Origin of the sequence: Pseudomonas arcuscaelestis, assembly GCF_016881005.1 — a bacterium.
GTDB lineage: Bacteria > Pseudomonadota > Gammaproteobacteria > Pseudomonadales > Pseudomonadaceae > Aquipseudomonas > Aquipseudomonas arcuscaelestis.
In genome coordinates this window covers 250,979-269,803 of record NZ_JACOPV010000002.1, presented here as the reverse complement: position 1 = coordinate 269,803, position 18,825 = coordinate 250,979, and the positions used below count along the sequence as shown (strand labels likewise).

Below are 18,825 nucleotides of genomic sequence, written 5' to 3'. Positions count from 1 at the left end.
TCGTATTTCCCTTTCGCTTTTGCGCCACTGCTGAGGTGCCGACATGAGCGAATCAACCGATCGTAAAGGCATACACCTGACGCGGGCTCTGAAGAGTCGGCACATATTCATGCTGTCGCTGGGCGGCGTGATCGGCACAGGCCTGTTCATGGGCTCGGGGGTGACGATTAACCAGGGCGGGCCCGTGGGGGCGATCCTGGCCTATCTGGTGGCAGGTTTTCTCATGTATCTGGTGATGGTCTGCCTGGGCGAACTGTCGGTACAGATGCCGGTATCTGGCTCGTTCCAGGCCCACGCCACAAAATACATCGGCCCAGCCACCGGCTTTATGATCGGCTGGGTCTACTGGATGAGCTGGGCAACCACGGTCGGCCTGGAATTCACCGCGGCTGGCATGTTGATGGTGCGCTGGTTCCCCGAGGTGCCGATCTGGTACTGGTCGGCATTGTTCGTGGTGGTTCTATTCGGCCTCAACGCCCTGGCTACGCGCGCCTTTGGTGAGGCGGAGTACTGGTTCTCGGGCATCAAGGTGGCGGCAATCCTGGGCTTCATCATCGTCGGTGTGCTGGTGATTTTCGGTGCCATCCCGCTGACCAGCGGCGAGCCGGCACCGATGATGAACAACCTGATTGGCGATGCACTGTTCCCCAACGGCTTGTCGGCGGTGTTCGCGGTGATGATGACCGTGGTCTATGCCTTCCAGGGTTGCGAGATCATGGGTGTGGCGGCCGGTGAAACCGACCAGCCGGAAAAAAGCATTCCGCGGGCAGTGCGCAACGTGGTGTTCCGCGTGTTGATCTTCTACGTGCTGGCCATTGTGGTGCTCTCGGCCATCGTCCCGTGGCAGCAGGCTGGCCTGATGGAAAGTCCGTTCGTGCAGGTGTTCGACATGGTCGGCATTCCTTATGCGGCTGACCTGATGAACTTCGTGATCCTCACGGCGATCCTCTCGGTGGGCAACTCCGGCTTGTATGCCTCGACGCGTATTCTCTGGGCGATGTCCAAGACCGGCATGGCACCCAAGAGTCTGTCGCCGCTGAGCAAGCGTGGCGTACCGCTGCGGGCGTTGAGCATCACCCTGTGCTTTGCCCTGGTGTCGCTGATGACCAGCTTCATCGCTGCCGACACGCTGTTCATGGTGTTGATGGCGGTAAGCGGAATGTCGGGTACCGTCACCTGGATTGTCATTGCCCTGGCGCAATATCGGTTCCGTCGGGCGTTTCTGGCTGAGGGCGGCAAACTGAGCGACCTCAAGTACCGGGCGCCGTTGTACCCGCTGGTACCCTTGCTGTGCATCACGTTGTGCAGTTCGCTGTTCGTGTTTCTGGCTATGGATGAGACGCAGCGGCCGTCACTGTATTGGGGCTTTGGCTTTATCGCCGTGTGCTACGCGGCGTATTTCATCATCAATCGCAAGCGTCAGGTGGTGTTGGCGCCTTCGGTGTAGGGCGGGTAGGACGGCGGTGCCCGGTGAAAAGGGCTCCGCCGTCGACGCTGTGTTGGCATCCGTTAGCCATTTTTCTGGTCTTCGGTCAGTCCGTTGAACCAGTCTATATAGGGTGTGTTTTCGATTTTGTGGCGATTGTAGTCAGGGGCGCCGTCGGTCCACCACGCGGGGCCTCGCTCTCCCAAGGCTACTTTGGTGGCCTGTACTTGTTTTCGTGCGTTGGTGAGTAGGTGGTCGTCGTGGGTTGCCTTGGCTTGTCTGATTTGGCGACGGGCGTTCATCAGGCTGTCGACCAGTTGCTGGCGCTGCTCCGGGGACAGGGCAGGGTTGCTGCATCGCCATAGCTGCCCCTGGATGACGAGGTAGCGGCGGTCGGGGGTGATCGGGAACATCGCTGGGTACTCGCAATGGGCTACCTGGCATCAGAACTGGTTAGGCGAAGATTAATTCCATTTTTGGTGGGGGGACTTGTTGCCGTGTGGGGGCGCTTGGTATGAGTGCTGATCCGTTTGCCTGGGCGGCGCTTAGGCACCTTTGCGCCCTTACGGCGCCTTACTTTGGCAGTCGCCCCAAAGTAAGCAAAGGGCTCGCCCCACCAGGGGCCCTACGCTGCGCTTCGGGTCCCCTCACTACGGTGTCGCTTCAGGGCATTGCGATCTACGTGTTGCAAGCAACACTACGATTCGCAACTTCGGCCAAGCCGAAGGCGCTTCGCGCTAGCCCTTTCGCAACACCTTCACTCGGCCCTTCTGGTTAACGGGGCAGGTAGATCAAGATCAAGAGCAAGATCAAGATCAAAAGCGGATCCAGATCTGATCCGGACCAGCGGGAGGGGGCGGGTGGAGTGTTGGGCGTTGTGGCAGGTTGTTCAATGTCCTTCGAACTGCGCCGGGCGTTTTTCGATGAAGGCTTGCATGCCTTCTTTCTGGTCACGGGAGGCGAATAGTAGGGCGTTGGCCTTGCGTTCAAGGGCCAATCCGGCCTCCAGGGGGGCATCCATGCCAGCGAGGATGACTTCTTTGATTTGTTCGGCGGCCAGCGCCGGCATGGCGGCGATGACTGCGGCCAGTTCCAGGGCTTTGGTGTGTACCTGGTCGTCGTCCACCAGGTCGCTGACCAGGCCCGCTACCCAGGCTTCTTCGGCGCTGATCGGTTGTCCGCTCAGGGCCATGCGCATGGCTTTGACCTTGCCCACCGCCCGGACCAGGCGTTGGGTGCCACCGATGCCAGGCATGATGCCAATGCGAATTTCCGGCTGGCAGAAGCGCGCGCTGCGTCCGGCAACGATCAGGTCGGCGTGCATCGCCAGCTCGCAGCCGCCGCCATAGGCATAGCCGCATACCGCCGCAATCACCGGTTTTGGGCAATGCTGGATCGGCGCCCAGAGCCGCTCGGTATGGCGTTTGTAGATGTCGATAGGGCCCACGCCCGCCAAGCTGTTGATGTCGCCACCGGCAGCGAAGACCTTATCGCCACCAGTCAGCAGAATGCAGCGAATCTGCGGGTCTTGCGCCAGCTCGGTGAAGTACCTGGAGAGCAGTGCTTGCAACTCAAGGCTCAGGGCATTGGTAGCCTGGGGGCGGTTCAGGCGCAGTAACGCCACGCCGGGCAGGGGATGTTCAAGCAGAACCGGTGGTGGGGTTGAGTCGTCCATGGGCATCCTCGTGGGCGCAAGTCTTTGGCCGCCAGTGTCATCAAGCATCCGTTGAACTGCATCGTCCATTCAGACGAAGCTCGGCGATTGGCCGGCAGCCGCTGCGCTGTTTGCCGGCCTTTTCGTTTAGGCTGTGAGCTGGTCCCTGCATTGATTCAAGGATGTTCATGAATAGCCCGCGTTCGGCAGGCCTCGATTTGCTCAAGTGGCTGGCGATGGTCACGATGGTCGCCGATCACCTGCGTTTTATCTGGCCGAGCGCCAATTGGCTGTTCGTCATCGGTCGCCTGGCGTTCCCACTGTTCTGTCTGGCCATTGCCGTAAATGTGGCGCGCTCGCGGCCAGGGCAGTTGTTCAGCGGTGGCAATGGCCGCTATCTGGGCTGGATGCTGGCCTTCTCTGTGCTCTCGGAATGGCCTTATCGGGCACTGGATGTGAGTACCGGAACGTTCAGCATCATGCCGACGTTGACCCTGGGGTTGCTCCTGGCATGGGGTGTACAGCACCAGCGCTGGCTTGCCGTGACGGTATTGCCGCTGTCTTTGCTGGTCAGTGATGTGCTGATGTACGGCTGGCCGGGGGTGGTGTTGCCGTCGGCGTTCCTGCTGGCGCTGCGCGGCGGGCGCGGAACCTCGGTCTTTCCCGGGTTTGTCGCTGCGGCGGCCAACCTGACCAACGCCTGGTTGCGCAGCCATCCGACCGAGCCGATCACCCTTATGGCGTTGGCGGTTGCGGTGTTGTCGGCGCCGGTTGGCCTGGCTGTGCTGCACGGGCGCTACGGCACGGGTATCTGGCGCGTGGGCCGGTGGGGCTACTGGTTTTACCCGCTGCACCTGCTACTTATCAAGTTGTTGGCCCGCTAGGCGCGCTTTTCACGCTGTTTGCCCAACAGATCAACTGCTTAGTCTCAACGGACGATGAGCCGGGTGCTCGCCCTCATCACAATGAAGACCACACACAGGTCCATTCATTGAGGAGCAGGGCATGATGGATATCCGCGGGCTGAGCTACTTCGTCGCTCAAGTCGAAAACCTCAGCCAGTGGCAACGTTACGCCGAAGACGTGCTGGGCATGATGGTAGTACCCGCACCCGGTGGCGGGCTGTACGTGAAGATGGACCAGCGGCCGTTTCGCATGCTCATCGTCGAAGGCAGCCAAGCCGGCTACCTGGCCTCGGGTTGGGAGTTGGCCAGCGAAGGTGCCTTCAACGCCGCGCTGCAGCTGCTGGAGCAAAAGGGTGTGCGCTGGCAGGTGGGCAGCGCTGCCCAGATCGAGCAGCGGGGCGTGCAGGCGCTGGTGAGTGTGCTCGATCCTTCCGGCAACCGTCACGAGCTGAGTTGGGGCCATCGCTCCGATTGCCAGCCGTTTGTTTCCCCGCAAGGTGTGCCGCGTTTTGTTACCGGGGATATGGGCCTGGGTCACACCGTGCTGCCGGCCCCGGAGTTTGCCGCCACCCTGGCATTTGCCAAGGACGTCCTGGGTTTCGAGCTCTCGGATATCTTCAATTTTCGTCCCGATCCCCTGGCGCCGCCCATCCGCATTCATTTCCTGCATTGCCGTAACAGCCGCCACCACTCTCTGGCGCTGGCTGAGTTTGCGGTGCCCTCAGGCTGCGTGCACGTGATGGTGGAAGTCGACTCGATGACCGAAGTGGGCCGCGCCCACGACCGCCGCCTGGCCCACAAGGTGCCGCTTTCGGCGACCCTCGGCCAGCACCTCAATGACCTGATGACCTCGTTTTACATGAAGACCCCGTCCGGCTTCGACCTGGAGTTCGGTTACGGCGGCCTGCAAGTGGACTGGGCTGAACACTCGGCCTTCGAATTTACCCGCGTAAGCCTGTGGGGGCATGACTTTTCAGTCGGCCAACAACAAGGAGATGAGCAATGAACAAGCAAATGACAGCGGCCGATGCGGTCGCGCAACTGCGCGATGGCATGACCATCGGTTTCGGCGGTTGGGGGCCACGGCGCAAGCCGATGGCGGTGGTCCGCGAGATTCTGCGTTCGCCGGTCAAGGACCTTACCGTTGTCGCCTATGGTGGCCCGGAAGTGGGCATGTTGTGCGCGGCGGGCAAGGTCAAGAAGCTGGTGTTCGGTTTTGCCACCCTCGATGCCATCCCTTTGGAACCCTACTACCGCAAGGCGCGCGAAGCCGGTGGCCTGGAATTGCTGGAGGTGGATGAAGGCATGTTCCAGTGGGGCCTGCGGGCGGCGGCCATGCGCCTGCCGTTTCTGCCCACCCGCTGCGGCCTGGCCACTGATGTGACGCGGCTCAACCCGGCGCTAAAAACCATTGCGTCGCCCTATGACGATGGTGAAGTGCTGCTGGCCATGCCGGCGTTGAACCTCGATGTGGCGTTTGTTCATGTCAACGTAGCCGACCGTCTGGGCAACACCCTGGTGACCGGCCCGGATCCGTACTTCGACCATCTGTTCGCCCGCGCTGCCCAGCAGTGCTTCGTGTCTTGCGAGCAACTGCACGAGCGCCTGGAACTGACGGCTGAGCAGGCTCGCTGCAACACCTTTGAACGTTACCTGGTCAGCGGCGTTATCCATGCCCCCTTCGGCGCCCATCCAACGGCTTGCCAACCTGAGTACGGCTGGGATCTCAGCCACCTCAAGCACTACGCCGCCAGTGCGGGTGAGGAGGGCGGCTGGCAAGCCTATGTAGAAGCATACGTGGTGGCTGGGGAACTGGCTTACCAGGATAAAAACGGCGGTGCCGAACGCATGGGCTCCCTGGCCCTGCCAGTGTTCTGAGGAGGACGAAAATGTCGACTACCTGTGAGTTTACCCTCGCTGAACTGATGATCGTCGCCGCCAGCGAAGCCTGGCGCGGCAACGGTGAATTGATCGCCTCGGGCCTGGGGGTTATCCCGCGCCTGGGCGCGAGCCTGGCCAAGCTCAGCCACAGTCCGCACTTGTTGATGACCGACAGCGAAGCCTACCTGGTCGAAGAGCCGATTCCGTTGGGGCCGCGTGGCGACTACGTGCCCAAGTATTCCGGTTCGTTGAACTTCGAGCGCGTGTTCGAGTGTGTCTGGGGTGGCCGTCGCCACGCCATGATCGGGCCAACCCAGATCGACCGCTGGGGCCAGAGCAACCTCTCTTGCGTGGGTGACTACCACAAGCCCAAGGCCGCCATGCTCGGTGTGCGTGGCTTGCCCGGCAACAGCATCAACCACATCAACTCGTTCTTCGTGCCCAACCATAACCCTCGCGTGTTTGTCAGCGGCGAAGTGGACATGGTCTCCGGGGTTGGTTTCAAGGCCGACCGTTGGCCACAAGGGGTACGTCGCGACCTGATGGACATTCGCTTGATCGTCACCGACCTCTGTGTGATGGACTTCGATGGCCCGGAGCGTGCGGTCCAGGTGCGCAGCCTGCACCCCGGAGTGAGTTTCGAGCAGGTGCAGGAAAGCACCGGCTTCCCGCTGCTCAAGTACCCGTCGCTCAAGGAAACCGCGCACCCGACGCCCGAGCAGTTGGCAATTATCCGCCGACTTGATCCCCACGATTACCGCAGCTCGGCAATCAAGGGCAACCCAGCCGGCATTCGCCAGGCGTAAGGCAGGGGACATGAGCATGAACAGCCCAGACAATGAGTTCGTCCAGCGTGAAGATCACTCGGTGTACGAAACGCAGGAGCCGGTGTTGTACAGCGCAGCAGAGGGTATCGCCACCCTGACCATGAACCGGGCAAGCTTCAACAACGCGCAGAACTCGCAGATGACCTATGCGCTGGATGCCGCGTTGCGCCAGGCCGTCGACGATGACGCGGTTAAAGTCATCGTCTTGCGCGGGGCAGGCAAGCACTTTTCTGCCGGCCACGACATTGGTACTCCGGGTCGGGACATCAACAAACCGTTCGAGCGCGCCCATTTGTGGTGGGACCACACCAACAAACCGGGCGCTGAGCAACTGTATGCCCGGGAGCAGGAAGTGTACCTGGGCATGTGCCGGCGCTGGCGCGAGTTGCCCAAGCCGACCATTGCCATGGTCCACGGTGCATGCGTGGCCGGCGGCCTGATGCTGGCCTGGGTCTGTGACTTGATCGTGGCCAGCGATGATGCGTTTTTCCAGGACCCGGTGGTGCGCATGGGTATTCCGGGGGTGGAGTATTTTGCCCACCCCTATGAACTGAACCCGCGTATCGCCAAGGAGTTTCTCTTTACCGGCGACCGCATGAGTGCCGAGCGTGCCTACCAGATGGGCATGGTCAATCGAGTGCTGCCGCGCGATGAGCTGGAGCAGGCAACCTATGCGCTTGCGGCCAACATCGCGCGCCAGCCCCGCATGGGGCTGGCCCTGACCAAGCAGGCGATCAACCATGTTGAAGACCTGCAGGGCAAGCGCACAGCGATGGATGCTGCATTTGCCTGGCACCACTTTGCCCATGCGCACAACGAATTGCTGTCGGGCGACAAGCTCGGCGGTTTCGATGCCAAGGCCATGGCCAAGGCCAACAAAGTCGCCGCCAGTGGTGAGCAGGCATGAGCCGCTGGATGAATACAGCGCTGACTGAAGCCCTGGGTTGTCGCTACCCCATTGTGCAGACCGCCATGGGCTGGGTCGCCGACGCCAACCTGGTGATTGCCACGACGCGGGCGGGTGGTTTCGGCTTTCTGGCCGGGGCAACCATTGCCGCCGACGCGCTGGAAGGTGAGATCAACAAGGTCATTGCCGCCACCGGTGGCAGCAACTTCGGCCTGAACTTTCACATGTTCCAGGAAAACGCCGGGCAGTGCGTTGACCTCGCAATCCGCTACCGCCTGCGTGCGGTCAGTTATGGCCGTGGTCCGGACAAACAGACGATTGCCCGTTTCAAGGCCGCCGGGGTGCTGTGCATTCCTACCGTCGGAGCCCTCAAGCACGCCCTCAAGGCGGTGGAGCTGGGCGCCGACATGATCACCATTCAGGGCGGTGAGGGCGGAGGGCATACCGGTGGTGTACCCAGCTCGATTTTGTTGCCGCAGGTGCTGGACGCCGTGTCGGTGCCGGTGATTGCCGCCGGCGGTTATTCCACCGGCCGCGGCCTGGCCGGCGCGCTGGCGGCCGGCGCTGCGGGCATCGCCATGGGCACGCGCTTCTTGATGACCCGCGAATCTCCGACACCCTCGGCCACCCTGGTGCACTACCTCAAGGTCAACGACCCGCAGTTGGTACGGGTGAGCACCGCCGTCGACGGCATGCGCCACCGCATGATCGAAAACCCGTTCATCAATCGCCTGGAACAGGCCAGCGCCTTCGGGCGCCTGCGAATTGCCCTGCGAAGCGCATGGAAATGGAAACAGCAAACCGGCATGAGCCTCGGCCATTTGTTCGCGGTGCTGCGCCAGGCCCTCAAGGAAGACCCCGGAACCCTGTCGCAAACGGTCATGGCAGCCAATCAGCCGGTATTGCTGCAGCGCTCGATGATCGATGGCGTACCGGACGAGGGCATCTTGCCCAGTGGCCAGGTGGCTGCAGCCATCGCCGAGCTTAAAAGTTGCCAGCAAGTGATCGAGGAAATTGCCGAGCAGGCCGAGCGCTGCCTGGATGCCTTAACCGCTCGCCACCGCGAGCAGCAGCCTGCACAGGTGCAGGAAAGCTGAAGACCAACGCGTACTGAACACGCCCGCTGAGCATTGGAGAAGACCATCGTGAGTCAAGCATTTACTACACAGATCGACGCGGGCATTGCTGAACTGGTGCTCGCTAAACCGCCGGTCAATGCCCTGGATAGCCAGGAATGGATGGACTTGGCCCTGCAAGTGGAAGCCCTGGGCGCCAACCCCGAAGTGCGGGTGATCGTCATCCGCGCCGAAGGCCGTGGTTTTTGTGCCGGGGTCGATATCAAGGAACTGGACGCCCACCCGGAGCGGATCATTGCGGTCAACGCCGGCAACTACGCCGCGTTCAAGGCCGTACACCGCTCGCCGGTGCCGGTGATCGTTGCCGTGCATGGCTTTGTCCTGGGCGGTGGCATCGGTATTACCGGCGCTGCCGACATTGTCGTGGCCTCTGAATGCGCCACCTTCGCCTTGCCGGAAGTCGATCGCGGCGCCATGGGCGGCGGTGCACACCTGCAACGGCTGTTCCCGGTGCAGAAGGTTCGCTACCTGTTCTTTACCGGCGACAAGATCGGCGCCGCCGAGGCTGCGCAGTACGGCTTTATCGAACGTGTGGTCGTCAAGGAGCAACTGCGCGAGACCGCGTTGGAGATCGCCGCCAAGATCGCCGCCAAGAGCCCGGCAATGATTCGCCTGGCCAAGGAAGCCCTCAACGGTATCGAAGACGGCAACCTGGAAGACAAATACCGCTGGGAACAGGGTTTCACCTTGCAGGCCTACACCAGCCCCGATTCTGCCGAAACCCGCCGCGCCTTCGTCGAAAAACGCGACGCCAAGTTCTGAGAGGCAGCCATGGAACTCGCATATACCCCGAAACAAAAGGCCTTCCGCGAGGAAGTGCGTGAATGGTTGGCGGCCAATCAACCGACCGAACCGCTGGCGAACTACGACACCCGTGAAGGTTTCGAGCAGCACCGTGCCTGGGAGGCGAAGCTGTTCGAGCAGCGCCTGTCGATGGTCATGTGGCCCAAGGAGTACGGCGGCCGAGGTTGCGACCTGATCGAGTGGCTGATTTTTGAAGAAGAGTACTACGGGGCCGATGCGCCGATGCGCGTCAACCAGAATGGCCAGTTGCTGCTCGGGCCGACCCTGATGGAGTTCGGCACCGAGGCGCAAAAGAAGCGCTTCTTGCCGCGCATGGCTTCCAGTGTCGACATGTGGGCCCAGGGTTGGTCGGAGCCGAACGCAGGCTCGGACATGGCTGCGATTACCAGCAAGGCCACCCGTGATGGCGACCACTATGTGCTCAACGGGCAGAAAACCTGGTCCAGCCGCGCGCTGTACGCCGATTGGTTGTTTGGTCTGTTTCGCAGCGACCCCGGGTCAACGCGACACAACGGCTTGTCGTTCCTGATGGTGCCCCTCGATACGCCAGGGGTGACCATTCGCCCGATCCGCGCACTCAACGGCAAGAACACCTTCGCTGAAGTGTTCTTCGACGATGTGCGGGTGCCGGCGGAAAACTGCATCGGTGCCGAAGGGCAGGGTTGGCACGTAGCAATGGCCACCGCAGGTTTCGAGCGCGGTTTGCTGTTGCGTTCGCCTGCCCGTTTTCAGGCCACGGCCCGCAAGCTGGTGCAACTGTACAAGGCGCACCAGCAGATCGCCGACCGCGATCCGAGCATTCGTGAGGCGGTGGTCGAGGCCTGGCTTGGCGCCGAAGGCTACGCATTGTCGTCCTATCACACCGTCGGCCGCCTCAGCCGTGGCGCGCAGATCGGCGCCGAGTCGAGTATCAACAAGATCATCTGGTCGGAACTCGACCTGAAGATGCATGACACCGCCATGCGCATTCTCGGTGCCCACGGCGAGTTGCTCGGCAGCGCCCCGCAAGCGCTGGGTGGCGCCTGGCTCGACGGCTTCCTGTTCGCCCAGGCCGGGCCGATTTACGCCGGCACCAACGAAATCCAGCGCAACATCATTGCCGAGCGCATGCTCGGCCTGCCGAAATAGGAGCCGGCCATGGACTTTACTTTTAGCGATGACCAGCTCACGTTTCGTGAAGCCATCAGCCGCTTCCTGATGACCGAAGCGGCGCCGGAAATGCTCCGTGAAATCTGGGAAACCGATGTCGGTCGCTCGGCAGAGCTGCGCGCCAAGATCGCCGAACAGGGCCTTACCGCCTTGTCGGTGCCCGAGCAGTTCGGCGGCCTGGGCATGGACGACATTGCCTGGTCGCTGATGACGCAGGAGCTGGGCTACTACGCGATTCCCGATTCGCTGGCCGACACCGCCTACGTGGCTACCGGCCTGCTCAACGGCTTGCCGGACGACAGCCCGGTCAAGGCCAGCCTGCTGCCACGCATTGCCAATGGCAGCGTGCGCCTGGCGATCGGCCACCCGATCAACCCATTGGTGCCCGATGCACCGCTGGCCGAGTGGCTGATCCTGGCCCACGGCGACGAAGTGCACGCCGTGCCACGCTCGCAAGTGGACGTGCAGGCCAATGCCAGCATCGATTCGTCGCGGCGCCTGGGTCAGGTGAGCTGGCAGCCCAGTGGCGAAACCTTGTTGCTCGACGGTGAACAAGGCCGCGCACTGTGGGCCGAAACCCTCAACCGCGGCGCTTTGTCCGTTGCCGGTCAACTGCTGGGCCTGGCCCAGCGGATTCTCGACCTGTCGGTGGATTACGTCGCCCAGCGCAAGCAGTTCGGCAAGCCGATCGGCAGCTTCCAGGCGGTCAAGCACCACTTGGCCGATATCGCCAGCAAGATCGAGTTCGCCAAACCGGTGCTGTATCGCGCCGCCCACGCCCTGGCCAAGGGTGAGCGCGGCGCCGACGTGTATGTCTCGCAAGCCAAGCTGGCCTGCTGCGATGCCAGCTGGTTGGCAGCTCGCCATGGCATTCAGGTGCACGGCGCCATGGGATACACCTGGGAAGTCGACCTGCAGATGTTCATGAAGCGTGCCTGGTCGCTGGACCCCTCCTGGGGTGACCGCGCCACCCATAAATCCCGCGTCGCTGCTTATGTGCTCAGCGACGAAGCCCGGCTTGGGCCGGGCGCCACCTTCGAGGATTGAGCCATGCCCCAAGCTTATATAGTCGACGCCCTGCGCAGCCCAACGGGCAAGCGCAAGGGCAGCCTGGCCCATGTACATGCCATCGACCTTGGCGCCCACGTGTTGAGCGCGCTGGTCGAGCGCAATGCCATTCCTGCCGAAGACTATGACGATGTGATCTTCGGCTGCGTCGATACCATCGGCTCGCAAGCCGGTGATATTGCCCGCACCAGTTGGCTGGCCGCAGGCTTGCCGCTGAATGTACCTGGCACCACCGTTGACCGTCAGTGCGGCTCGTCGCAGCAGGCGCTGCACTTTGCCGCCCAGGCGGTGATGAGCGGCATGCAGGATGTGGTGGCGGTGGGCGGCGTGCAGACCATGACCCAGATCCCGATTTCGTCGGCGATGATCGCGGGTCAAGCGCTGGGCTTCAGCGACCCGTTTTCCGGCAGCAAGGGCTGGCAGGCGCGCTTTGGCAATCAACCGGTCAACCAGTTCTATGCCGCCCAGCGGATCGCCGATCACTGGCAGCTCAGCCGCGCGGACATGGAAGTGTTCGCCCTGGAAAGCCATCGCCGCGCCCTGGCCGCGACAGAGGCGGGCTATTTCTCCCGGGAGATCGTTGCCTGCGAAGGCTTGACCCACGACGAAACGCCGCGGGTCAGCAGCCTGGAGAAAATGGCCGGCCTGGAGCCAGTGAGCGCCGAGTTTGCCTCGATCACCGCTGCCGTTTCCAGTCAGACCTGCGATGCCTCGGCGGCCTTGCTGGTGGTCTCGGAAGCGGCGCTCAAGCGCTACAACTTGACCCCCAGGGCGCGTATTCATCACCTGTCGGTGCTTGGCGATGACCCGATCTGGCACCTGACCGCACCCATTGCGGCCACTCGAGCGGCGCTGAAAAAAGCCGGCATGCGCATGGCCGATATCGACCTGGTGGAGATCAACGAAGCCTTTGCCTCGGTGGTCATGGCCTGGTCCAAGGAACTCGACTACAACCCGGCCACCACCAACATCAACGGTGGCGCGATTGCCCTTGGCCACCCGCTGGGCGCTACCGGTGCCCGCTTGATGACGACCTTGTTGCACGCGCTGGAGCGTACGGGCGGGCGCTATGGCCTGCAAACCATGTGCGAAGGCGGCGGCCAGGCCAACGTCAGCATTATCGAGCGGCTTTGACGCCGCCCATCCACAAGCACAGGAACAAACCCTATGGGAATCTGTACAGATCGTACCGTGATCATCACCGGTGCCGGTGGCGGACTGGGCCGCGCTTATGCGTTGGCATTCGCTGCCGAGGGCGCCAATGTGGTGGTCAATGATATTCGCCGCGAAGCCGCCGAAGCGGTGGTCGATGAGATTTGCTCCAGCGGTGGCCGGGCAATTGCCAGCGATGGTGACATTACCACCCTGGCCAGCGCCCAGGGCATCGTCGATGCCGCACTCGAGGCCTTTGGTGAGGTCCACGTACTGGTCAACAATGCCGGGGTCTTGCGTGATCGCATGTTCATCAGCCTCTCGGAAGAGGACTGGGACATGGTCATGCGTGTGCACCTCAAGGGGCATTTTTGCCTGGCTAATATCCTCGGTCGGCGCTGGCGTGACCAGGCCAAGGCGGGTAAGCCGGTGGCCGCGCGTATTATCAATACCAGTTCCGGGGCCGGTTTGCAGGGCTCCATCGGCCAGTCCAACTACAGCGCGGCTAAAGGTGGCATTGCCTCTCTGACCCTGGTGCAGGCAGCTGAACTTGCCCGCTACGGCGTGACTGCCAACGCCCTGGCACCGGCAGCGCGCACGGCGATGACCGAAAGCGCCATGCCCGATATGGTTAAAAAGCCCGATGACGACAGCTTCGACGCCTGGGCGGCGGAAAACGTCGCGCCGCTGGTGGTGTGGCTGGGCAGCGAGGCCTCGGCGCATGTCAGTGGCCAGTTGTTCGAAAGCCAGGGCGGGCGCATTTCCCTGGGCGACGGTTGGCGCACCGGGGTCACCCGTGACAAGGGCGCTCGCTGGCAAGTTGCAGAAGTAGGCGCAGCCGTCGATGCGATCCTCAGCGAAGCGCCCAAGGCGCAGAAGGTCTGGGGTAGCTAGCTGCGGCGTGAATGTCAGGCGTCGGCCGCGTCGGCGCCTGTTCTGCTTTGCCTTCCTTCGCCTATCACGTCCGTTTTGACGATGTGCCCGAATCCCTCGGCCTTTATACCTATGGACAACCTGTATCCCGTCTGAGGTATTCATCGTGAAACAAGTCCCACCTTATGTACCCGGCCACCAACTGCTGGCTGGCAAGTCGGTACTGATCACTGCGGCCGCAGGCGCCGGCATCGGTTTTGCCGCTGCCAAGCGCTGTGCCGAAGAAGGCTGCCGTGCCCTGATGATCTCCGATGTTCATCCGCGTCGCCTGGAGCAGGCAGTCGAGCAGCTCAAGGCCGAAACCGGCTTGCAGGCTGTGTATGGGCAGTTGTGCAATGTCACCCTCGAGGACGAAGTACAAGCCTTGGTCAGCAGCGCCGAGCAGACCCTTGGCGGCGTTGATGTGCTGATCAACAACGCAGGCCTGGGGGGTTCCAGGCGCGTCACCGAGATGACCGATGAAGAATGGCAGCGCGTTATTGACGTGACCCTCACCGGCACTTTTCGCATGACCCGCGCGATGCTCCCGCACATGGAGCGCCGCGGTGCCGGCGCCATCGTCAACAACGCCTCGGTCCTTGGCTGGCGTGCGCAGAAAGAGCAGGCGCACTATGCCGCGGCCAAGGCCGGCGTCATGGCCCTGACCCGATGCAGCGCAGTGGAAGCCGCCGAGAGCGGGGTGCGCATCAATGCCGTGTCGCCGTCGATTGCCTTGCACGACTTTCTCAAGAAAGCCTCCAGCGAAGAACTGCTGGCAAAGCTCGCCGACCGCGAAGCCTTCGGCCGTGCCGCCGAGGTTTGGGAAGTGGCCAACGTCATGATTTTCCTGGCCAGCGACTACGCCTCCTACATGGTCGGCGAAGTGCTCTCGGTCAGCTCACAACAGGCTTGAGGAACAACTCATGAGTATCCGATTCAGCAGTGCCGAACAAATGCTCAAGGCCGAGGGCCTGGACCTTGGCGTCACCGACTGGCTGCAACTGACTCAGGAGCGGATCAACCTGTTCGCCGAGGCGACCGGTGATCAGCAATGGATACATGTCGACCCCGAGCGCGCTGCCAATGGCCCGTTCGGGGCTTGCATCGCCCATGGCTACCTGACCCTGGCCCTGGCCAACCTGTTCATGCCGCAACTGATAGGCATCGACAACTTGGCCATGGGCGTGAACTACGGCACCGACCGGGTGCGCTTTCCGGCTGCGGTGAAGGTCGGCTCGCGGGTACGCGGCCGCGGCCAGGTCATCAGTGCCGAGATGATCGGCAACGCCGTACAACTGGTAGTGCGCATGAGCGTTGAAATCGAAGGCGCCGAGCGCCCCGGCTGCGTGGTCGACACCATCAGTCGCTACACCTTTAACCCGATCAGTGAGTGAGCCTGTGCATGGACAAGAATGACGTTGTAATTGTTGCTACCGCGCGTACTGCGCTGACCAAATCCTTTCGCGGCTCGTTCAACGACACCGAAGCCCCGGTGCTTGGCGGTCACGTGGTACGGGCGGTGCTTGAACGCTCAGGTGTAGAGCCTGGCGCGGTCGACGATGTGATCATGGGCGCGGCGGTTCAGCAGGGCACCCAGGGCTATAACATCGGCAGGCTGTGCGCCTACACCGGCGGTTTGCCTGCAAGCGTCGCGGGCATGGCCCTGGACCGCATGTGTGCATCAGGGCTGATCAGCATCGGCATGGCGGCAAAAAATATTCTGGCCGGTGAAATGAACATTGCCATCGCCGGTGGCGTGGAGTCGTTGTCACTTACCCAGAACAAGTACAAAAATACCTACCGCAACCAGTCAGAGGCGGTGCTTGCCTGTATGCCCAGCGCATACATCCCGATGATCGAAACCGCCGAGATCGTCTCACGTCGCTACGGCATCAGCCGCGCGGCACAGGATGACTACGCACTGCAAAGTCAGCAGCGCACGGCCGCCGCCCAGCGCGACGGTCTGTTCGATGAGGAAATCGTGCCGTTGCAGGCGCGCAAGCAGCTGTTCGACAAGGAAGGTCAGCCAGCGGGTCACGAACAGGTACTGGCCGATCGCGACGAGTGCAACCGGCCTTCGACCCAGCGCGAAGACTTGGCCGCGCTCAAGCCTGTGTGGAAGAACGGCACCTGGGTAGAGCAGGGCGAGTTCATCACCGCTGGCAACGCCTCGCAGTTCTCCGATGGTGCTTCGGCAAGCTTGCTGATGAGTCGCGCCCAGGCGGCTGAACGCGGGCTGCGCCCACTGGGTACTTATCGCGGGATCGCCGTGGCGGGCTGCGCCCCCGAAGAGATGGGCATCGGCCCGGTGGTGGCGGTGCCGAAACTGCTCAAGCGCTTTGGTTTGAGCGTGGCCGATATCGGCCTGTGGGAAATCAACGAAGCGTTCGCCTGCCAGGTGCTGCATTGCCGCGATGTTCTGGGCATTGCGCCTGATCGGCTGAACGTCAATGGCGGGGCGATTTCCATCGGTCACCCGTTCGGCATGTCGGGTGCGCGCATGGTCGGGCACAGCCTGCTTGAAGGACGTCGACGCGGCGTGCGTTACGTGGTGGTGACCATGTGCATTGGTGGTGGCATGGGTGCAGCGGGGCTGTTTGAACTGGACTGATCGAAGGCGCTGGACGGCACCGGGGTAGGCCATATGGACGATGCCCCGGGAGCCGATCAAGGGTATTGCTATCGTCAATGTTTATGGTCAATGTACGCCGGGCGGCCCTGACAGGCTGCACAGTGCACCCGCAAGTGTTCGAAACATAACAATAAAAACGGGCATGGCCTGGGCTGTGTCCCGCGAGGAGACTGGCGATGGAGAGTTCCAGCTTGAGTGTTCAAGCCCTTGCAGACATGGGCTTGGAGCTGGCGGAGTACGACAGGCTCATCGGCGAGTTTTACGATGGCTCGCTGGATCAAAAGCTGATGGCCAAGACCTTGCGCCATGTCCGCAGCTTGTACCAGGCAAACTATGTCACCTTGATTCTGCGCGTGCCCGAGCAACCTGACCTGGGCCTGATGATTGTCGTTGGCGATATCGAAGGCGAGGGCGAGGTCAGTTACTGGGCCTACCCACAAGCGGTCACGCCGTTCAATAACCCGCCAATGGACCAGGTGTTTACCGTAGACGACCTGATGACCGAGGCGCAGTGGACCAATTCGGTGTACTTCAAGACCTACGGCATTGTCCACGACACTTTCCACATCATGGGCGCCGATATTTCTACGCCCGACGGTGGCAAGCTGCGTTTTCGTATTACCCGCCCCAGATCCGCCCCTCGCTTCACTGACTCCGAACGCCAGCTGTGCGGGATGTTCCTGCCGCATTTGCGCCGTGCGATGCATGTGCACAACCTGCTCGACCGCAGCGAGTCGATCAGTGAGTTGTACTCCCAGGCCATCAGTCGTTTATCGGTAGCCACCATCGTCCTCGACCAGAATGGCAGCGTGCTGCGCATGAACCCGATGGCCAGCGAGTTGCTGGAACTGGCTGATGGCTTGAAGCTGGTGGGCGGGCACCTTGAAGCCACCTACCCCAGCGATAACCGCGAGTTGCAGCGCCTGGTGCGCAATGCCTTCGCCCGCGACGCAGACAGTCCGCAGGTCGGCGCAGCGTCTGAAGCGATGTCGGTGTCCAGGCCATCGGGAAACATCAACCTCGGTGTGGTCGTCGAGGCGATACCGACCCAGGACTGGGCCGAGGGCAAGAGCAAGCCGGTGGTAGTGGTGTACATCCGCGACGCCGTCGGTCGCTCCATGGCCAGCGAAACCCTGACCAAGCAACTGTTCAACTTGACCCGGGCCGAAACCGCATTGGCCATGGAGCTGGTCAATGGCCTTTCGCTCGAAGAAGCCGCTGAAGTATTGAATGTGCGCCGCAACACGGCCAGGGCACACTTGCGCTCGATTTTTTCCAAGACCGGGGTGCGCCGTCAGACCGAGTTGGTGCGCATCATCCTCAACAGCGTGGTTGCCCTGGGAAAGCCCAAGTTGACCGTACTGGGCGCCGATAAGCTCAGCAAACCGGCACTGAAGCTGGCTCACCCGGTGCGTAGCAGCGCGTGACGGTGGCCGTTGTTCACTGACGCCCCGGTCTTGCTTTCACGGTCGGGGCGTTTTAGTCCGTGCGGACGATGTTAGCGAGCGTGTCCGCCACCAATACTGATCACCTCCGTTACATCATGAGGATCAAGGTTATGCCCATTACAGCGGTCAGCGGTTCTGCGTCGGGTATCGGCGCAGCAGTCTGCCAGGCGCTACGCGCCGCAGGACATCGAGTCATTGGCATCGACCGGGCAGACGCCGAGGTGATTGCCGACCTGTCCAGCGCAACCGGGCGTCAGGCGGCCATCAGCGCGGTGCTCGAGCAAAGTGCAGGTGTGCTCGATGGTCTGGTGTGCTGCGCCGGGGTGGGCTCCAGCGCGGTGTCCGACACCATTATTTCGGTCAACTACTTTGGTGTGACCGAGCTGCTCGACGGCCTGGCCGACGCCTTGGCCAAAGGTAAACAACCTGCCGCCACGGTGATCGGCTCGATTGCTGCCACCCACACCAAACCAGACCAGCAAGCGATGGTCGAGGCCATGCTGGCCGGCAACGAGGCGCTGGCGCTGGAACACGCCAATAGCCTGGGGCTGTCGCATGTGGCGTATGCCAGCTCCAAGTATGCGGTGACCTGCAATGCTCGCGGCAAGGCGGTTGCCTGGGCCAGGCAGGGCATTCGCCTCAACGTGGTGGCGCCCGGCGCGGTCGAGACACCGTTGCATCAGGCATCGCTGAATGACCCACGTTTCGCCAAGGCCGTTCGAGAGTTCGTGGCCCCGCTGGGGCGCGCTGGCCACCCGCAGGAAATTGCCCAGGCGGTGGCGTTCCTGCAGTCAGAACAGGCCAGCTTTGTTCATGGCAGCGTGATGTTTGTCGATGGCGGCATGGATGCCATGGTGCGTCCGACACGGTTCTAAGCGGCAAAGCAATCAGCGCGCGGTGCTCAACTAGTCCATGCGAGGGATG

At 62.2% G+C, this 18,825-nt stretch carries 18 protein-coding genes and 1 pseudogene; 17 read left to right on the top strand and 2 right to left on the bottom strand.

Annotation, left to right across the window (positions count from 1 at the left end; genetic code table 11):
• Positions 1 to 43 precede the first annotated feature (43 nt).
• Positions 44 to 1,458: pseudogene (locus H8F21_RS03515) on the top strand (amino acid permease); the annotation flags it as partial.
• Positions 1,459 to 1,509: 51 nt separating this feature from the next.
• On the opposite strand, the gene H8F21_RS03510 reads toward H8F21_RS03515, so the two are convergent.
• Both H8F21_RS03510 and H8F21_RS03505 read right to left on the bottom strand, forming a co-directional pair.
• Positions 1,510 to 1,839 (bottom strand): hypothetical protein, encoded by a 330-nt coding sequence (locus H8F21_RS03510; protein WP_203479269.1) that lies wholly within the window; start codon positions 1,837 to 1,839, stop codon positions 1,510 to 1,512.
• A gap of 476 nt (positions 1,840 to 2,315) precedes the next feature.
• Positions 2,316 to 3,101, bottom strand: a complete 786-nt coding sequence (locus H8F21_RS03505; protein ID WP_203479268.1) for an enoyl-CoA hydratase — start codon at positions 3,099 to 3,101, stop codon at positions 2,316 to 2,318.
• A gap of 167 nt (positions 3,102 to 3,268) precedes the next feature.
• Here H8F21_RS03505 and H8F21_RS03500 point away from each other — a divergent pair, with 167 nt between their 5' ends.
• The 16 genes from H8F21_RS03500 (at position 3,269) to H8F21_RS03425 (ending at position 18,776) form a co-directional block, all read left to right on the top strand.
• Entirely contained in the window at positions 3,269 to 3,964 is a 696-nt protein-coding gene (locus H8F21_RS03500) for a TraX family protein (RefSeq protein WP_203584063.1), read from the top strand.
• A gap of 121 nt (positions 3,965 to 4,085) precedes the next feature.
• The gene (locus H8F21_RS03495; protein ID WP_203479266.1) at positions 4,086 to 4,991 is read left to right on the top strand and encodes a VOC family protein; all 906 of its coding nucleotides are present in this window, start codon (positions 4,086 to 4,088) and stop codon (positions 4,989 to 4,991) included.
• Entirely contained in the window at positions 4,988 to 5,863 is an 876-nt protein-coding gene (locus tag H8F21_RS03490) for a CoA transferase subunit A (RefSeq protein WP_203479265.1), read from the top strand. Before H8F21_RS03495 ends, H8F21_RS03490 begins: the two co-directional genes overlap by 4 nt.
• 11 nt (positions 5,864 to 5,874) lie before the next feature.
• Entirely contained in the window at positions 5,875 to 6,672 is a 798-nt protein-coding gene (locus H8F21_RS03485) for a CoA-transferase subunit beta (protein ID WP_203479264.1), read from the top strand.
• 16 nt (positions 6,673 to 6,688) lie between these two features.
• Positions 6,689 to 7,600, top strand: a complete 912-nt coding sequence (locus tag H8F21_RS03480; protein WP_203479371.1) for an enoyl-CoA hydratase — start codon at positions 6,689 to 6,691, stop codon at positions 7,598 to 7,600.
• Positions 7,597 to 8,697: an NAD(P)H-dependent flavin oxidoreductase gene (locus tag H8F21_RS03475; protein WP_203479263.1), complete on the top strand. Its 1,101-nt coding sequence runs from the start codon at positions 7,597 to 7,599 to the stop codon at positions 8,695 to 8,697. Before H8F21_RS03480 ends, H8F21_RS03475 begins: the two co-directional genes overlap by 4 nt.
• A gap of 48 nt (positions 8,698 to 8,745) precedes the next feature.
• On the top strand, positions 8,746 to 9,498 hold the full coding sequence (locus H8F21_RS03470; protein WP_203479262.1) for an enoyl-CoA hydratase family protein: 753 nt from the start codon (positions 8,746 to 8,748) through the stop codon (positions 9,496 to 9,498).
• A 9-nt stretch (positions 9,499 to 9,507) separates the two neighbouring features.
• A complete protein-coding gene (locus H8F21_RS03465) occupies positions 9,508 to 10,668 on the top strand; it encodes an acyl-CoA dehydrogenase family protein (RefSeq protein WP_203479261.1) in 1,161 nt (386 codons plus the stop codon).
• 9 nt (positions 10,669 to 10,677) lie between these two features.
• Entirely contained in the window at positions 10,678 to 11,736 is a 1,059-nt protein-coding gene (locus H8F21_RS03460) for an acyl-CoA dehydrogenase family protein (protein WP_203479260.1), read from the top strand.
• 3 nt (positions 11,737 to 11,739) lie between these two features.
• Positions 11,740 to 12,891, top strand: a complete 1,152-nt coding sequence (locus H8F21_RS03455) for an acetyl-CoA C-acetyltransferase (protein ID WP_203541165.1) — start codon at positions 11,740 to 11,742, stop codon at positions 12,889 to 12,891.
• 33 nt (positions 12,892 to 12,924) lie between these two features.
• Positions 12,925 to 13,803: an SDR family oxidoreductase gene (locus H8F21_RS03450; protein WP_203479258.1), complete on the top strand. Its 879-nt coding sequence runs from the start codon at positions 12,925 to 12,927 to the stop codon at positions 13,801 to 13,803.
• A 145-nt stretch (positions 13,804 to 13,948) separates the two neighbouring features.
• The gene (locus H8F21_RS03445; RefSeq protein WP_203479257.1) at positions 13,949 to 14,734 is read left to right on the top strand and encodes an SDR family oxidoreductase; all 786 of its coding nucleotides are present in this window, start codon (positions 13,949 to 13,951) and stop codon (positions 14,732 to 14,734) included.
• Positions 14,735 to 14,744: 10 nt separating this feature from the next.
• A complete protein-coding gene (locus H8F21_RS03440) occupies positions 14,745 to 15,215 on the top strand; it encodes a MaoC family dehydratase (protein ID WP_203584062.1) in 471 nt (156 codons plus the stop codon).
• 8 nt (positions 15,216 to 15,223) lie between these two features.
• Positions 15,224 to 16,432, top strand: coding sequence for an acetyl-CoA C-acyltransferase (locus tag H8F21_RS03435; RefSeq protein WP_203479255.1), 1,209 nt, complete (start codon positions 15,224 to 15,226; stop codon positions 16,430 to 16,432).
• A gap of 197 nt (positions 16,433 to 16,629) precedes the next feature.
• Positions 16,630 to 17,880, top strand: a complete 1,251-nt coding sequence (locus H8F21_RS03430) for a helix-turn-helix transcriptional regulator (RefSeq protein WP_203584061.1) — start codon at positions 16,630 to 16,632, stop codon at positions 17,878 to 17,880.
• A 131-nt stretch (positions 17,881 to 18,011) separates the two neighbouring features.
• Positions 18,012 to 18,776, top strand: coding sequence for an SDR family oxidoreductase (locus tag H8F21_RS03425; protein ID WP_203479253.1), 765 nt, complete (start codon positions 18,012 to 18,014; stop codon positions 18,774 to 18,776).
• The last annotated feature ends 49 nt before the right edge of the window (positions 18,777 to 18,825 follow it).

What these genes read in the sequence shown, in the direction of transcription:
- H8F21_RS03510 (WP_203479269.1), bottom strand. Translation starts at nt 1,839, where the DNA reads ATGTTCCCGATCACCCCCGACCGCCGCTACCTCGTCATCCAGGGGCAG.
- H8F21_RS03505 (WP_203479268.1), bottom strand. Translation starts at nt 3,101, where the DNA reads ATGGACGACTCAACCCCACCACCGGTTCTGCTTGAACATCCCCTGCCC.
- H8F21_RS03500 (WP_203584063.1), top strand. Translation starts at nt 3,269, where the DNA reads ATGAATAGCCCGCGTTCGGCAGGCCTCGATTTGCTCAAGTGGCTGGCG.
- H8F21_RS03495 (WP_203479266.1), top strand. Translation starts at nt 4,086, where the DNA reads ATGATGGATATCCGCGGGCTGAGCTACTTCGTCGCTCAAGTCGAAAAC.
- H8F21_RS03490 (WP_203479265.1), top strand. Translation starts at nt 4,988, where the DNA reads ATGAACAAGCAAATGACAGCGGCCGATGCGGTCGCGCAACTGCGCGAT.
- H8F21_RS03485 (WP_203479264.1), top strand. Translation starts at nt 5,875, where the DNA reads ATGTCGACTACCTGTGAGTTTACCCTCGCTGAACTGATGATCGTCGCC.
- H8F21_RS03480 (WP_203479371.1), top strand. Translation starts at nt 6,689, where the DNA reads ATGAACAGCCCAGACAATGAGTTCGTCCAGCGTGAAGATCACTCGGTG.
- H8F21_RS03475 (WP_203479263.1), top strand. Translation starts at nt 7,597, where the DNA reads ATGAGCCGCTGGATGAATACAGCGCTGACTGAAGCCCTGGGTTGTCGC.
- H8F21_RS03465 (WP_203479261.1), top strand. Translation starts at nt 9,508, where the DNA reads ATGGAACTCGCATATACCCCGAAACAAAAGGCCTTCCGCGAGGAAGTG.
- H8F21_RS03460 (WP_203479260.1), top strand. Translation starts at nt 10,678, where the DNA reads ATGGACTTTACTTTTAGCGATGACCAGCTCACGTTTCGTGAAGCCATC.
- H8F21_RS03455 (WP_203541165.1), top strand. Translation starts at nt 11,740, where the DNA reads ATGCCCCAAGCTTATATAGTCGACGCCCTGCGCAGCCCAACGGGCAAG.
- H8F21_RS03450 (WP_203479258.1), top strand. Translation starts at nt 12,925, where the DNA reads ATGGGAATCTGTACAGATCGTACCGTGATCATCACCGGTGCCGGTGGC.
- H8F21_RS03440 (WP_203584062.1), top strand. Translation starts at nt 14,745, where the DNA reads ATGAGTATCCGATTCAGCAGTGCCGAACAAATGCTCAAGGCCGAGGGC.
- H8F21_RS03435 (WP_203479255.1), top strand. Translation starts at nt 15,224, where the DNA reads ATGGACAAGAATGACGTTGTAATTGTTGCTACCGCGCGTACTGCGCTG.
- H8F21_RS03430 (WP_203584061.1), top strand. Translation starts at nt 16,630, where the DNA reads ATGGAGAGTTCCAGCTTGAGTGTTCAAGCCCTTGCAGACATGGGCTTG.
- H8F21_RS03425 (WP_203479253.1), top strand. Translation starts at nt 18,012, where the DNA reads ATGCCCATTACAGCGGTCAGCGGTTCTGCGTCGGGTATCGGCGCAGCA.